Source organism: Roseovarius sp. MBR-51 (assembly GCF_053628575.1).
Genome location: NZ_JBRJGQ010000003.1, coordinates 323,760 through 337,193, shown reverse-complemented (window position 1 = coordinate 337,193; position 13,434 = coordinate 323,760). Strand labels below are relative to the sequence as shown.

Below are 13,434 nucleotides of genomic sequence, written 5' to 3'. Positions count from 1 at the left end.
TCCTTTTACGCTAAATCTTTGGGTTCAAGGTGGACGCCCTCGCGCTCGAGCCGGTCACGCAGCACTTCGATTTCGATATCGAGATCGGTGGTGCTGTCGAGCATCAGCGCACGGGTCTTGGCGGTGAAATTCTGTTCGAGATCGGACAGGAGCGCGAGGTATTTGTCGCGCGCCTGTGGGTTCGGGGCACGGGCGTGCAGGTCGGCGAACTTGACCGTCGCGTCGCGGGCGCCCATCAGGTAGACGCCCAGATATTTGCGCGCCGCCGTGAGATCGCGGGGGTCATCCTCGACCGTGCGCAGCATATCGCGCACGATGGTCTGGAACCGCTCGAGCCGGGTTTCCGCCTGCCGGTCGCCCGCGCGTTTGAGGGCGTCGGACATAGCGCGCAGATAATCCTCGGCCTGATCTACGACGCGGGCGACGCGGTCGCTCTGGAAGGTGTCGACGCCCTCCATGCCCTTGTCCTTAAGGGGGTCGAGGCCAAAGGCGAAGCTGTGCAGGACCGTGCCGAGGATGGCGTAAATGAGCGGCTCCAAGAGACCGCCGTTGCTGGCATAACCCGCTAGGCCAAGGCCCAGCCCGGTGAGACCGGAGGCAAAGATCTTGCGCGGGATGGCGGGACGGCGAGCGATCTTGCGGGCCTCATAAGCCTCTTGCGCCAGAATACCCTCGCGGGTGAGCCAAGCCGCCAAGAGGAGCGCGCCCAAGGCGCCAAGGTTCAGGGCAAGCTCGACCGGACCGGAGGTGAAGGCGCGGGCGGCCAGAGGCAGAGGTGCAAAAAACAAGAGGTTGACGCGCCCACCGGCACGGGTGCGTCGCGCGCCGCGAAATCCGCCAGCTTGGGGGGCCGGCGTGTCTTTGCCGTCGGGGCTATACTTGCCGCCAAAACGCTGCGCCATCACACGCCCCCCGTGGCGGCGACGAAGAGGGTCAGCGCCACCAGCAGGAAAAACGCCAGTTTCTGAAGTCCTGTGTCACTCATGGCGCCCCCGCGACCGGTTTCAGCTGTCTGAGCTTGAACTTAGGCGATGGGGGCCGGGCATGCTAGGGGGAAGATTTCCGTCAGCGGTGCAGGAGAGGGCGGGACAGGAGTATTTCGACCAGAAAAACACGCAAGCTCACACCCCGATGTCAGGGCCAAGGCACATCAGAGGGGCGTCTGAGCGTTTGACTTCGTAAAGCTCTGACATGCTTTGATCCCCGGAAAAACGCGCGATGAGGCCACGATCCGTGCGCTCAAAGCTCCAGCATTGCGGATCGGGGCGGTTGTCATAGACAAAACAGATCAGGCCGCTGTCTTCGTACCAGCGCCCGTCCTGACAATCGCCATCGAGAAAGGACCAGCGCACACGGCGGTCGGGCAGATATTCCTCGCCGCCATAGGGCGCGCCGCCAGCGCCATAATAAAAGGTCTGGCCACGCGTATAGGCATCAAATTCAGCGGCGGACATTTGTGCCGCAACCGGGTGGGCAAGGCCAGTGAGGGCCGCAAGAAGGATCAAGCCACGCATGGGCGTCAGCCTGCCAGATCGCGCACGGTGCCGCTAGGGGATTCGCGCCAGCCTGCGGCGCGAGGGTCCATGATGCGCCGCCAGAGCGGCGGGACGAGGGCCAGCACGGCCATCACCGGCAGCGACTGCGGCAGGATCGGCATGGTCTGGCGGTTGAGTTGCAGCGCGGGATAGGGGCGCTGGGGCGTGACATGGTGATCGGAATGGCGCGGTGCATTGAGCGTCATCGCCGCCGACATCACATGCGGTGCGTTCCAGGAATGCTGCGGGCCAACCGGCTCCAGACGGCCCTCGGGGGTGCGGGCGCGGTGCAGGCCGTAGTGTTGCACATAGTCGGACAGGAGGATCTGGATCTGCGCATAGCCCGCGATAAAGAAAAGTGCGGCCACACCAGAGGCGCCGAATTGGGCGGCGGTGACAAGGAGGAGGGCCAGAGCGCCGCCAAGATAGGCCGCATAGGGGTGTTGCCAAAGCGGGCGGTCGCCTTGGAGGCGCGACTCGGCGCGCAGTCCGGCGACGAAGCCGCCGGGCCAAGCACGCGCGGCGTAGCGGTAGAATCCTTCGCCGGGGCGGGCGCTGCTGGGGTCCTCGGCGCTTGCGACATGGATGTGGTGGACGCGCAGATGGGCGCTGGCGTGGTGGCCAAAGAGCAGCGAGGTATAGATGAGCCGCCCGAGGCGGCGTTTGGCGCGGGCGCTGCGGTGGATGAGGTCATGCGCCACGGGATGCGAGATCTGGCCGGTGGTGAGCCCTGCGGACATCGCCACCAAGGCGCGCTCCAGCGCGGTGAGATCGTTCTGACCCGAAACAGCCCAGAGGGACAGGGCCAATACCGCGAAATGCCCCAGGCCGAGGGCCACAAGGAGCCAGTCTGCGGCCGGAAATTCGGCGTCGGGATCAGGGTTGCCGGGCTGTCGGGCGATCAGGCGGTCGAGCGTAAAGACCATCACGGTGATATAGCCCAAGGCCAACCCGCCCCAGACACCGCCCCAGAGCGCGGCGCAGGCGGTGAGGATCAGCGGCAGACTGGCGGCGAGCGAAAAGAGCGGCATGGTGTGTTCCCGGTTTTGTCACAGTCTAATCCCGGGTAGAGGCCGCGCACAGGGTTTCCTTGCTGCACCCCGCCGCATTTCACGCGCCGATCAACGCGAATGGTGGTGCAAATGTCGTTTTTGAGGGCTCTGCCCCCAGCTCGGCCCGCTAGGTTCGGGCGCAACAGGGAAAGAGGATGATCGCAATGGCATTGGATGATCGCAAAGGCGTCTGGAAATCTGGGAACGGCAAAGGTCGTCGCACGCCAAAGGGTCGGCAGTTGGAGGATGGTGCTTGGGCTGAGGTTCAGGCGCTCTTGGGCGAGGGACCGCGGCGGCGCGACCTCTTGATCGAGTATCTGCACCTTATTCAGGACCAGTTCGGACATCTTTCTGCGGCGCATTTGCGGGCCTTGGCCGAAGAAATGCGTCTGTCCCAGGCCGAAGTTTATGAAGTTGCAAGTTTCTATGCGCATTTTGACGTGATCCGCGAAGGCGAGACCCCGCCGCCCGCGCTCACGATCCGGGTTTGCGATTCGCTGAGTTGCGAATTGGCCGGGGCGCAGGCTTTGAAATCGGCTCTGGAAGACGGGGTTGATCCGGGCCAAGTCCGCATTTTGCGCGCGCCCTGCATGGGGCGGTGTGATACTGCGCCGGTGGTCGAATTGGGCCACCATCATATCGACCACGCCACGCCCGAGAGTGTTCTTGCGGCGGTGGCGGCAGGCGATACCCACGCGCATGTGCCAGATTACGAGGGATTTGAGGCGTACCGTGCCGCAGGTGGTTATGCCACGCTGGCGGATCTGCGGGCCGTCGCCAATGCCGACGCAGAATTCGAGCGCGTGCAGCAGACGTTGCTTGATGCCGGGTTGCGGGGTCTGGGCGGGGCGGGTTTTCCGTCAGGGCGCAAATGGGGTTTTGTGCGGGCCGAGGCCGGTCCGCGTTATCTGGCCGTGAATGGCGATGAGGGCGAGCCGGGCACGTTCAAGGACCGCTATTACCTCGAGCGGCAGCCGCATCTTTTCCTTGAGGGGATGCTGATTGCCGCCTGGGCCGTGGCGGCGGAGCGGTGCTTTATCTATATGCGTGATGAATATCCGGCGGTGTTGGAGATTCTTGCGACCGAGATTGCCGCACTTGAAGCGGCGGGGCTGATCGCGGCTGGCTATGTCGAACTGCGCCGGGGCGCGGGTGCCTATATCTGCGGCGAAGAAAGCGCGATGATCGAATCGATCGAGGGCAACCGCGGTCTGCCGCGCCATCGGCCGCCGTTTGTGGCGCAAGTGGGCATTTTCAACCGCCCGACGCTGGTCAACAACGTCGAAACGCTGCTCTGGGTCACACGCATCCTGCGCGAAGGGCCAGAAATCCTGAATTCGGTCGAGCTTAATGGCCGCAAGGGTCTGCGCTCCTATTCGGTCTCGGGGCGCGTCAAGAACCCCGGCGTTCATCTGTTGCCCGCAGGCTCGACCATTACCGATATCATCGCGGCGGCGGGGGGCATGCTGGATGGCCATACGTTCAAGGCGTATCAGCCGGGCGGGCCGTCCTCGGGTCTCTTGCCTGCGGCGATGAACGATATTCCTCTCGATTTTGACACGTTGCAACCGCATGGCAGCTTTATCGGGTCGGCGGCGGTGGTCGTGCTCTCGGACCATGACCGGGCGCGGGATGCGGCGCTGAACATGCTGCGGTTCTTTGAGGATGAGAGCTGTGGGCAATGCACGCCGTGCCGGGTGGGCTGTGAAAAGGCGGTCAAGCTGATGCAGGCCGACACCTGGGATCAGCCACTCTTGGCAGAGCTGTGCACGGCGATGGCTGATGCGAGCATCTGCGGGCTGGGACAGGCTGCGCCCAATCCCATTCGCTTGACGATGAAGCATTTCGCCGACGAAATCTGAGCCAAGCGCAGGCTTCCATCTCCCTTCGATCCGCATTAGGTCAGGACTGACACGCGGATCGGAGGGCGCATGGCGTTTTTCTCGAAACTCAAGGAACGGTTGTTCAAATCCTCTTCCAAGCTCGAAGAGGGGTTGGAGGCGATTGTAGACGAGGGGCGCGTAGAGGAGCCGACACCCACGGTTCCCGCGCCCGACCCCGAGCCGGACCCGGCGCCGCCGGGGATTCCGCCGCGACCGCAGGAAGTGCCTGCGCCGCCGCCGCAGGAGGCCCCTGTCGATCCTGGTCCCCAAGAGGTGCCGCCCCTGCCGTCCGGGGGCGTTGCCCCGGCGGTGCCGATGGAAATCCCCGCTGACCTGCCCGAAGCCGCGCCGCGTGCCGGGTTTCTCGGGCGTATTCTGGGCCGGGGCGCAGGAGAGGTCGCGCCGCGCCGTGTGCTTGACGATGCGATGCTCGAGAGCCTTGAGGAATTGCTGATCGGTGCGGATATGGGCGTGGATACGGCGCTGCGCGTCACGGCGAATATGGCCGAGGGGCGCATGGGCAAGCGGCTCTCGACGCAGGAGATCAAGGAATTGCTGGCGCAGGAGATCGCGCGGATCATGGAGCCGGTGGCGCGCCCCATGCCGATTTACGCCAAACGTCCGCAGGTGGTGCTGGTGGTTGGCGTCAATGGCTCGGGCAAGACCACGACACTCGGCAAGCTCGCGGCACAGTTCAAATCGGCGGGCAAATCGGTGGTGATCGCTGCGGGGGACACGTTTCGCGCAGCCGCAGTCGAGCAGCTTCAGGTCTGGGGCGAGCGGGCGGGCGTGCCCGTGATGACCGCGCCTGAGGGATCGGACCCTGCCAGCCTCGCCTATGACGCGATGACCCGCGCCGAGGCGGAGGGGGCGGATCTCTTGATGATCGACACCGCCGGACGATTGCAGAATCGCGCCGACCTGATGGAGGAACTGGCCAAGATCGTGCGCGTGATCCGAAAGAAAGACCCAAGTGCGCCGCATAACACGTTGCTCGTGCTCGACGCCACGACCGGGCAAAATGCGCTGAGCCAGGTCGCGACATTCCAGAAACTCGCCGATGTCTCGGGGCTGATCATGACCAAGCTCGACGGCACCGCGCGGGGTGGTGTGTTGGTCGCGCTGGCGGATAAGTTCGGCCTGCCGATCCATGCCATCGGGGTGGGCGAGCAGATTGACGATCTGGCCCCGTTCGATCCGCAGGAGTTTGCAGCAGCTTTGACCGGCCTCGACGCGCGATGACGTTTAGGACGGTCCCGCGCCGACAGAGCGCGCCGCGTTACTTTTCGACCAGTCTGACCACATACAGCACCAGCAAAACGATGGCCGTTGCCATGGCTGCGAGGGGCATCTGTCCGGAGCCGCAGGCAAGACCGATGGCCCCTGCGAGCCACATCGACGCGCCGGTGGTGATGTTATGGACATGGCCCCGTGAGGTGAAAATGGTTCCGGCGGCCAGAAAGGCGACCCCGGCGGTCACGGCCTCTACCAGACGCAGGGGGTCGACGCGCAGGGCGTCTTGTGCCCCGAAAGAGAGGGTGGCCAATTGCTGGCTGACCAGAATGAAGAGGCAGGCCGCGATCGACACCAGCATATGCGTCCGCAGGCCTGCGGGCTTGTGTTTGCTTTCCCGCTCAGCCCCAATCGCCCCGCCAAGCACGAGTGCGGCAATCATCCGGGTTGCGGCGACCAATGGCGACACGGTGCTGAACGTGCCCGAAAGCTCTTGGAGAATGATGTCGATCATGAGTTGGTCGATGCCACCTTGCTGTACGTTTGTCTCAAAGTTTAGCATGATCCGCTCCGGTGATGCGAGACATGCGATATGAGTGCCTGGCTGATTTCGCTCGAGGGGACCGAGGCCGGTCACCATCTCGCGATGATGTTGGCATTGGCGGCGGCGCTCTTGCATGCGGTGTTTGGCGCGTTGCAGAAGGGGCGGCACGATCCCTGGCTCAGCCGGGGGGCGATAGATGCTAGCTATGCCGTCATGGCTGCGCCTTTGGCCCTCTTTGTCGTGCCTTGGCCCGAGGCGCATATGTGGCCGATCTTTGCGGGCGCGGTGGTGATCCATATTGGCTATAAGGTGTTGCAGGCGATGGCCTATACCAAGGGCGCCTATACCGTGGTTTACCCGGTGGTGCGGGGCACCGGGCCACTCTTCACCGTGATCGGGGCCTATGCGATTTTCGGAGAGGTGTTCACGCCGGTGCAATGGCTGGGCGTGGCGGTGCTCCTCTGTGGCATCTACGGGCTGGCGGTCTATAACCTGCGCACGCTCACGCTCAACCGCGATACCATGCCGCTGGCGCTGGGTCTGGCGGTGGCGACGGGGCTGTTCGTGGCGTTTTACACCACCTATGATGCCTATGGTATCCGGGCCGCCGCTGATCCGTTCACATTCCTGGCGTGGTTCTTTTTTCTCGACGGTCTAACGATCCCGCCGTTTGCCTATCTACGTTGGCGCAACCTGCCAGAGAGGCCAACGGTGGGACCGTTGATGCTTCGTGGGGTCGCGGGCGGGGTGGTGGCGTTCTTCTCTTTTGGGTCGATCATGCTGGCCACGCGCCTTGACAAGGTGGGCGAAGCGGCGGTGTTGCGCGAGACGTCGACGGTGTTCGCGGCTCTCATCGGGTGGCTGGTTCTCAAGGAAACGGTGGGACCGCGACGTATTGCGCTCATGGCCTTGATCGCCGCAGGGGCGGTCATAGTTGAGATGGGCGGCTGAATGCGGCACAAGCCGAAGGACAGACAGGAGCGATGATTGAGATGAATGACACGCAGCCGCCCAAATGGGCCAAGCCGGTGCTGGAATTTGGCCCGGTTCTGGGCTTCTTCGCCGCCTATCTCTGGCTGAAGGACCGGGTCTTTATGATTGGCGGCACAGAGTATGAGGGGTTCATTGTTGTCACGGCCGGGTTTATTCCGGTGTTCCTGATCTCGATGGGCCTTTTGTGGCGGCTGACGGGCCATCTGAGCCGGATGCAGGTGGTCACGGCGGTGCTGATCGTGGTGTTTGGCGGACTCAGCGTCTGGTTCAACGATCCACGGTTCTTCAAGATGAAACCGACGATGATCTATCTGCTGTTCGGTGGAGTGTTGGGATATGGGCTGATGCGTGGGCGCTCATATCTGCAATATGTGATGGAAGGGGTGATGCCGCTGACCGATGCCGGCTGGATGATTCTTACCCGCCGCTTGATGCTGTTTTTCTTTGGCTTGGCGGTGCTGAATGAGGCGATCTGGCGCACACAGACCGAAGAAATCTGGGTCTATTTCAAGACCTTTGGCCTGACGGCGGCAATATTTCTGTTCTTCATGGCGCAAGGCGCGCTGTTTCGGGATCATTCCTCTGAGGAGGACGACAAGAGCGCATAGATCCTGCGGCAGGGCGGTCCGGACAGGGCCGCCCCAAAAAGTGGGTCAGGCGTAGAACAGATCCTTGAAGACATGGTAAGCGATGTCTTCGCGGCGCAGACCCATACGGGCCAGTTCTGCGTCGGATTTCGCTTCGAGTGCCTCGATCCGGTTGCGCCGAGAGGTCACGGCAGCCTGTGCCTCGAGCCCGCGCACCAGTGCAGCCGTGAATCGCTTCCAGACTTCGCGCAGCGGCGATGCGGAAACGTTTGTTGTGATATTCGCCATTGGAAACCTCACTTGAATTGTGTTTGGTTTCCTCCCTGCCGTGAACATAGGTCAGTGGGGTTGACGTGACCACCACTGAAAAGGAATGGCCGGATTGCAACGGATGCATCCCGGCCTGATTCGTTCAGTCAGGTTTTACCTTGGTCGCGGGGACTGGCATCGCGGGCGGGGTTGACGGTGTGCGCGGACGCTTGGGCGATGTTGGTTCGGCAGGCGACGCGGTCGTGGCCGCCGGGGCAGGCTGAGGTGCTTGCGCTTTGACAGGCTGCGGTGCGGCTTTGGCCTCGGTCACCGGTTCCTTGACGGGCGCAGATGGCGTCGCAGTCTTGGGCGTCGGGGCAGGTGCCGCGACTGCTGCCTTTGGGGCGGCTGCCGGTGTCGGAGCCGGCGCCGGTGTCGGTGCGGTCACGGGCGTTGGGGTTTTGGCCACGGGGGCAGGGGCTACGGGGGCAGGGGCGGCTTTTGCCTCGGGAACTGGGGCGGGTTTCGGCGCTGCAACCACGGCTTGTTTCTTCGCGGCGGTCTTGGCCCGTTTGGCGGGACGCGGTTTTGCGGGGGATTTTGCCGCCTTTGCTTCTGATTTTGGCGCCTCTGTTTTGGCCGGAGCGGCAGGTATTGCGGCCTTGTCGGCCATCCCCCGCGCGAAGGGCCCCGCCTTTAAGGCAGCCTCGCCAAAGATCTGCGCCACGCGCAGCTGTTTTTCGATCATGTATCCGGTGAAGCGGATTCCGGCGGCGGAGAGTTTCAGCGGAAGGTCAGGAGCAAGCATGGTTTCGTCCCTTTCAACAGGTGCGCGCCTACGCTTAGCGCAGACGGATGACAGAATATAACGCGCGCATCGCTGCGTTGCAGCAATTTGACTGTAGGTCAAATCACAATCGTGGCGCTACGCGGATTTCTGCTTAAATTATCGCCATCCTGCCTGATTTCCGCGCTTATCGCCCGTGAATCAGCGTCTGAAACAATTTTGGATCGAGACTTTGCGCGGCAAAGGTCTCGCCCTCGGTCAGAACGCTGACGGCATCATGGCTGTGCAAGCTCTCTTGATGGCTGGCGATAATGCGGAAATCCCCGATGCGGGGATCGGAGAGCAACTGTTCACAAAAGAGGCGTGCCGCATCCTCGACAAAGATCGGATTGGCGGCGTTCAACTCGGCAAAGGCCTGTTCATCCTCTCGCTTGACCATCACTTGCGTCTCGGTTGGGACGGCGCGACGGGCCAATTCAATCAGATCCTCGAACCAGAGGCAGTCGTTTTCGATCAGCTCGACCGAAATCCTCGCAACCGAGCGCTGAGAATGGGGTGTCGCAAGCTGGCCGCGTGCAGAGCGCGCATGTTCGCTGAGTTCCAGCGAGCAGGGGCAGGTTGAGGAGTAGACGTAATCGAGATGCATGAACTTGCGCTTGATCCCGGCGGATTCGACCAGTTCCATTGCGATGTCGTAATATTGAAAGCCCTCCAGACCCGAGCGCAGCGAGCGCACCTTGGCCGGGTAGGAGAGGCGCATTTGCAGGCGCGCATCGACCGACTCGAGATCGGTGATGTAATCAGCCAAAGCGGCCTCCATCACCTCGGCGCTGAAGGTTTTTTCGGCATGTTTGTAGAAACTGCGCATGATCCGGGACATGTTGATGCCCTTTTTGCCCGCATCTAGGCTGACCGTGCCCGTGACCGAGGTCTCGAGCGTCAAGTCGCCATTGTCGCGGGTATGGTAACGGATCGGCAGGCGGAAATTGGAGATCCCCACATGTTGCAACTGCTGTCTCGTGCCGCGAATAAGCGACGCCGGGCCGTTTTGCAGGTCGGGCAGCGTGGCAAGATAGGCCGGATTGGTCGCGAAATCCTCGGGGTAGTCGCGCGCAAGAAGCGGGTAATTCGACAGCTCGCCCGAGGGCAGGAGCCGCGCGATTGCCGGGTCGAGATCGGCCACTTCTTCGGGGGAGGCAGCGCGTGCCCAATCCCGCAAAAGCGCAAGCGCTTCCTTAGCCTCGTCCCGATCCGGTGCAGGCTTCATCTCAGACGGATGCACATTCATCGCAAAACTTCCCTTCAGCTCTGCCAGACCCTTACATATAGCGTTTTGACAGGAATTGCTATTATCGTAGGGATTTACGCCAAATGCGGCAAAGCGGATCATTCAAGCCCCGGAAATAGCTGAAAAACTTTTCGCTCTCAGCCTGCGGCCTCCAAGGCATTGCGAATGTCGTCGATCAGATCCCCGCAATCTTCCAGCCCGACGCTCAATCGGACAAGGCCCGGTGTGATACCGAGCGCCGTCTTCTGGTCGGCAGGCAGGCGTTGGTGCGTGGTGGTGGCGGGGTGGGTCACGATGGATTTCGCATCGCCCAGATTGTTCGAGATGATCACGATGTCCAGCGCGTTGAGGAAGCGGAAGGCCGCCTCTTGCCCGCCCTTGAGGTCGAGCGCCAGAACCGTGCCGCCTTCGCCCATCTGCGCGCGCACCAGGGCGTGCTGAGGATGGTCAGACAGACCCGGATAGATCACCCGCGCCAGGCGCGCATCGCCCTGCAAGGCCTCGGCAATCGTCTGTGCGCTCGCGGCCTGTGCGCGCACGCGCAGGTCGATTGTCTCGAGCCCCTTGAGCATGACCCAAGCGGTGAAGGGCGACATCGAGCCGCCGGTGTGTTTCATGTAGGGTTCAACCGTGCCACGGATAAAATCGCGCGTGCCAAGGATCACCCCGCCCAGCGTGCGGCCTTGCCCGTCGATATGCTTGGTCGCGGAATAGATGACCACATCCGCGCCCTGTTCGATGGCGCGGGAAAACACCGGCGTGGCAAAGACATTGTCCACGAGCACAAGCGCGCCCGCTGCGTGGGCCAAATCCGCCACCGCGCGGATATCCACCACGTCGAGCGTGGGGTTAGAGATGGTCTCGAAGAATACCGCCTTGGTGCCGGGCCGGATGGCTGCGCGCCACTCCTCCAGATTGGTGCCGTCCACGAATGTGACCTCGACCCCAAAGCGGGTCAGGATTTCCTCGAGCACATAAAGACAGGAGCCGAAAAGGGCGCGGGCGGACACCACATGGTCGCCTGCGCGCAGCATCGACGTGAGCGCGCCCGAGACAGCCGCCATGCCGCTTGCGGTGGCAAAGGCATCCTCGGCGCCCTCGAGCGCTGCGATCCGGTCCTCGAACATCGCCACGGTGGGGTTGCCATAGCGGGCATAGATGAACTCATCCGCGCCCGCCTTGATGAACCGCGCCTCTGCCGCCTCGGCGGTGTCATAGACAAACCCTTGGGTGAGGAAGATCGCCTCGCTCACCTCGTTATACTGGCTGCGTCGCGTGCCGCCATGCACCAGTTTGGTGCGCTTTTGCCAAGTCTCGCTCATATCCAACCTCCGGGCAGCCCGCCCATGAAAAAAGCCCCGACGCGGTCAAGCGAAAGGGGCCTTTCATCCTGACCTTTTAGCGGTTTGTTTAACGTGGCCCGCAATCCGGTAACAAATCGCCACAGGCGCGCATTACTCCTGCGCGCGGGCGTCGTCAACTCTGTCACGCAGGTTTCATGCAAGCGTCACCTTAGCGACGTATGCGTCGGTTACCCCACACCCACAACATCTAGTGGGATGAGGGACATGCCGCTGATCCATGTGAATGCGGGGCCGATGGGCCCGATGGTGCATGACGGGCCGGGTGATCTCGGCTCTGTCCTGTCCGGTCTCACGGTGGGAGATGGCCCCGTGATCGTGATGGTGCATGGCTTCAAATACGCGCCCAACCACGCCACGGAATGCCCGCATCGCCATATTTTTTCGCTCGCACCGGAGCGCACCTGTTTCAAGGTGCGCAGTTGGCCTGCCGGGTTGGGATTTGGCGCGGGCGCGCCTGATGAAGGGTTGGGCATCGGGTTTGGCTGGCAGGCGCGTGGCCATATCTGGGGGGCCTATGCCGCAGCGGCTGAGGCGGGTCGCCACCTGGCGCAGGTGATTGAGATGTGTCGCGCCATTGCCCCGGAGCGGCCCGTTCACGCGGTGGCGCATTCGCTGGGCGCGCGGGTCGTCCTCTCGGCGCTGGGGCATTTGCAGGCGGGGGCGTTGAGCCGGGTGATCCTGTTGGCAGGGGCGGAATTTGGTCAGCGCGCGGCAGAGGCGCTCGACACGCCTGCGGGGCGCTGGGCGGAGGTGATCAACATCACCAGCCGCGAGAATGATTTTTACGATTTCCTGTTGGAATGTCTCATTGCCCCGCCCAAACGCGGGGACCGGAGTCTGGGCCTTGCGCTGCCCGGAGGCGCCAATGTGCTGAACCTGCAGATGGATCATTCCGGCACATTGGCGGCGCTGGAGCGTGCGGGATTTGCCATAGCGCCTGCAACAGCGCGCATCTGTCACTGGTCGCCCTATACTCGGCCCGGTGTCTTTGGCCTATATAACAGCCTGTTGCGCCGTGGCCCAGATTTGTCGCTTGGCGCGCTCCGGGCGGCGCTGCCTTGCGTAATCGAACCGCGCTGGTCGCGCCTTCTGACCCTGCCAGAGATACGCCTGCCCTTGCCAATGGGGCGCAAACCGTCATTCTGATCCGGGACAACGCTCAGGAGAATGACCGATGCCCGCCCCGATTGACCTCTATTACTGGCCCACGCCGAATGGCTGGAAAGTTTCCATCGCCCTCGAGGAAATGGAACTGCCGTATCGCTGTCACCTGATTGATATTGGTGCGGGCGATCAGCACGCCCCTGAGTATCTGAAAATCTCGCCCAACAATCGTATCCCCGCCATCACCGACCCCGAGGGGCCGGACGGCGCGCCGATCCATATTTTCGAATCCGGTGCGATCCTGCAATATCTGGCGCGCAAGACCGGGCAGTTTTATGGCGTGAGCATGCGCGACCACATCGCGGTCGATCAATGGCTGATGTGGCAGATGGGCGGTGTCGGGCCGATGGCCGGACAGGCGCATCATTTCCTGAAGTTCGCCAAGGACGATATCCCCTATGCCAAGGATCGCTACCGGGCGGAGGTGGCGCGGCTTTACGGTGTGCTCGACCGGCAATTGGCGCGGCATGACTTTGTTGCCGGTGATTTCTATTCCATCGCCGATATGGCGCTCTGGGGCTGGTGCTCGCTCTGGGAGGGGCAACAACAGACGCTGGAGGACAAGCCGCATTTCGCCCGCTGGCTCGAGCGTGTGGGGGCGCGGGAGGGGGTCCGGCGCGGGCGGGCATTACATGCCGACAAGCGACGTGATCCGACCGCGAAGCCGTGAGTCGCAGGCGGCTATTGGGGTGGGCGAGGCCGAGTTGATGGGAATGCTGCAATGCAGCAACACTTTGCGCGGCATTCAACAGGGC

General features: G+C 62.7%; 14 protein-coding genes and 1 riboswitch. Of the genes, 6 read left to right on the top strand and 8 right to left on the bottom strand.

The window, feature by feature from the left end:
* Positions 1 to 5: 5 nt before the first annotated feature.
* From ACSSVY_RS06150 to ACSSVY_RS06140, 3 genes are all read right to left on the bottom strand, one after another.
* Positions 6 to 902 carry a 5-bromo-4-chloroindolyl phosphate hydrolysis family protein gene (locus ACSSVY_RS06150; RefSeq protein ID WP_454268524.1) on the bottom strand — a complete coding sequence of 299 codons (897 nt, stop codon included), beginning with the start codon at positions 900 to 902 and terminating at the stop codon, positions 6 to 8.
* Between the two features lie 219 nt (positions 903 to 1,121).
* Positions 1,122 to 1,514 carry a hypothetical protein gene (locus tag ACSSVY_RS06145; protein ID WP_454268523.1) on the bottom strand — a complete coding sequence of 131 codons (393 nt, stop codon included), beginning with the start codon at positions 1,512 to 1,514 and terminating at the stop codon, positions 1,122 to 1,124.
* Positions 1,515 to 1,519: 5 nt separating this feature from the next.
* A complete protein-coding gene (locus tag ACSSVY_RS06140; RefSeq protein WP_454268522.1) occupies positions 1,520 to 2,566 on the bottom strand; it encodes an alkane 1-monooxygenase in 1,047 nt (348 codons plus the stop codon).
* 185 nt (positions 2,567 to 2,751) lie between these two features.
* Between ACSSVY_RS06140 and ACSSVY_RS06135 the strand changes: the two genes are divergently transcribed.
* Complete coding sequence (locus ACSSVY_RS06135) at positions 2,752 to 4,449, top strand: NAD(P)H-dependent oxidoreductase subunit E (protein WP_454268521.1); 1,698 nt, start codon at positions 2,752 to 2,754, stop codon at positions 4,447 to 4,449.
* Between the two features lie 69 nt (positions 4,450 to 4,518).
* Positions 4,519 to 5,712: a signal recognition particle-docking protein FtsY gene (gene ftsY, locus ACSSVY_RS06130; protein WP_454268520.1), complete on the top strand. Its 1,194-nt coding sequence runs from the start codon at positions 4,519 to 4,521 to the stop codon at positions 5,710 to 5,712.
* Positions 5,713 to 5,749: 37 nt separating this feature from the next.
* Here the strand turns inward: ftsY and ACSSVY_RS06125 are convergent, their stop codons facing one another.
* Entirely contained in the window at positions 5,750 to 6,217 is a 468-nt protein-coding gene (locus ACSSVY_RS06125) for an MgtC/SapB family protein (RefSeq protein ID WP_454268599.1), read from the bottom strand.
* A gap of 78 nt (positions 6,218 to 6,295) precedes the next feature.
* On the opposite strand from ACSSVY_RS06125, the gene ACSSVY_RS06120 reads away from it, so the two are divergent.
* Both ACSSVY_RS06120 and ACSSVY_RS06115 read left to right on the top strand, forming a co-directional pair.
* Positions 6,296 to 7,198 carry an EamA family transporter gene (locus ACSSVY_RS06120; RefSeq protein ID WP_454268519.1) on the top strand — a complete coding sequence of 301 codons (903 nt, stop codon included), beginning with the start codon at positions 6,296 to 6,298 and terminating at the stop codon, positions 7,196 to 7,198.
* Between the two features lie 32 nt (positions 7,199 to 7,230).
* Positions 7,231 to 7,848, top strand: a complete 618-nt coding sequence (locus ACSSVY_RS06115) for an inner membrane-spanning protein YciB (protein ID WP_454268518.1) — start codon at positions 7,231 to 7,233, stop codon at positions 7,846 to 7,848.
* A gap of 45 nt (positions 7,849 to 7,893) precedes the next feature.
* On the opposite strand, the gene ACSSVY_RS06110 is transcribed toward ACSSVY_RS06115, so the two are convergent.
* The 4 genes from ACSSVY_RS06110 to metZ form a co-directional block, all read right to left on the bottom strand.
* A complete protein-coding gene (locus ACSSVY_RS06110) occupies positions 7,894 to 8,115 on the bottom strand; it encodes a hypothetical protein (protein WP_454268517.1) in 222 nt (73 codons plus the stop codon).
* Between the two features lie 124 nt (positions 8,116 to 8,239).
* Positions 8,240 to 8,884: a hypothetical protein gene (locus ACSSVY_RS06105; RefSeq protein ID WP_454268516.1), complete on the bottom strand. Its 645-nt coding sequence runs from the start codon at positions 8,882 to 8,884 to the stop codon at positions 8,240 to 8,242.
* Between the two features lie 166 nt (positions 8,885 to 9,050).
* Positions 9,051 to 10,151: a GTP cyclohydrolase FolE2 gene (gene folE2 / locus ACSSVY_RS06100; RefSeq protein WP_040651460.1), complete on the bottom strand. Its 1,101-nt coding sequence runs from the start codon at positions 10,149 to 10,151 to the stop codon at positions 9,051 to 9,053.
* A gap of 137 nt (positions 10,152 to 10,288) precedes the next feature.
* The gene (gene metZ, locus ACSSVY_RS06095) at positions 10,289 to 11,473 is read right to left on the bottom strand and encodes an O-succinylhomoserine sulfhydrylase (RefSeq protein ID WP_454268515.1); all 1,185 of its coding nucleotides are present in this window, start codon (positions 11,471 to 11,473) and stop codon (positions 10,289 to 10,291) included.
* Positions 11,474 to 11,529: 56 nt separating this feature from the next.
* Positions 11,530 to 11,606, bottom strand: a riboswitch (SAM riboswitch).
* Positions 11,607 to 11,719: 113 nt separating this feature from the next.
* On the opposite strand from metZ, the gene ACSSVY_RS06090 reads away from it, so the two are divergent.
* Both ACSSVY_RS06090 and ACSSVY_RS06085 read left to right on the top strand, forming a co-directional pair.
* Positions 11,720 to 12,661, top strand: coding sequence for a hypothetical protein (locus ACSSVY_RS06090; protein WP_454268514.1), 942 nt, complete (start codon positions 11,720 to 11,722; stop codon positions 12,659 to 12,661).
* 28 nt (positions 12,662 to 12,689) lie between these two features.
* A complete protein-coding gene (locus ACSSVY_RS06085) occupies positions 12,690 to 13,349 on the top strand; it encodes a glutathione S-transferase N-terminal domain-containing protein (RefSeq protein WP_454268513.1) in 660 nt (219 codons plus the stop codon).
* Positions 13,350 to 13,434 lie beyond the last annotated feature (85 nt).

Coding starts and splice junctions, on each gene's coding strand:
- ACSSVY_RS06150 (WP_454268524.1), bottom strand. CDS start 902: ATGGCGCAGCGTTTTGGCGGCAAGTATAGCCCCGACGGCAAAGACACG.
- ACSSVY_RS06145 (WP_454268523.1), bottom strand. CDS start 1,514: ATGCGTGGCTTGATCCTTCTTGCGGCCCTCACTGGCCTTGCCCACCCG.
- ACSSVY_RS06140 (WP_454268522.1), bottom strand. CDS start 2,566: ATGCCGCTCTTTTCGCTCGCCGCCAGTCTGCCGCTGATCCTCACCGCC.
- ACSSVY_RS06135 (WP_454268521.1), top strand. CDS start 2,752: ATGGCATTGGATGATCGCAAAGGCGTCTGGAAATCTGGGAACGGCAAA.
- ftsY (WP_454268520.1), top strand. CDS start 4,519: ATGGCGTTTTTCTCGAAACTCAAGGAACGGTTGTTCAAATCCTCTTCC.
- ACSSVY_RS06125 (WP_454268599.1), bottom strand. CDS start 6,217: ATGATCGACATCATTCTCCAAGAGCTTTCGGGCACGTTCAGCACCGTG.
- ACSSVY_RS06120 (WP_454268519.1), top strand. CDS start 6,296: ATGAGTGCCTGGCTGATTTCGCTCGAGGGGACCGAGGCCGGTCACCAT.
- ACSSVY_RS06115 (WP_454268518.1), top strand. CDS start 7,231: ATGATTGAGATGAATGACACGCAGCCGCCCAAATGGGCCAAGCCGGTG.
- ACSSVY_RS06110 (WP_454268517.1), bottom strand. CDS start 8,115: ATGGCGAATATCACAACAAACGTTTCCGCATCGCCGCTGCGCGAAGTC.
- ACSSVY_RS06105 (WP_454268516.1), bottom strand. CDS start 8,884: ATGCTTGCTCCTGACCTTCCGCTGAAACTCTCCGCCGCCGGAATCCGC.
- folE2 (WP_040651460.1), bottom strand. CDS start 10,151: ATGAATGTGCATCCGTCTGAGATGAAGCCTGCACCGGATCGGGACGAG.
- metZ (WP_454268515.1), bottom strand. CDS start 11,473: ATGAGCGAGACTTGGCAAAAGCGCACCAAACTGGTGCATGGCGGCACG.
- ACSSVY_RS06090 (WP_454268514.1), top strand. CDS start 11,720: ATGCCGCTGATCCATGTGAATGCGGGGCCGATGGGCCCGATGGTGCAT.
- ACSSVY_RS06085 (WP_454268513.1), top strand. CDS start 12,690: ATGCCCGCCCCGATTGACCTCTATTACTGGCCCACGCCGAATGGCTGG.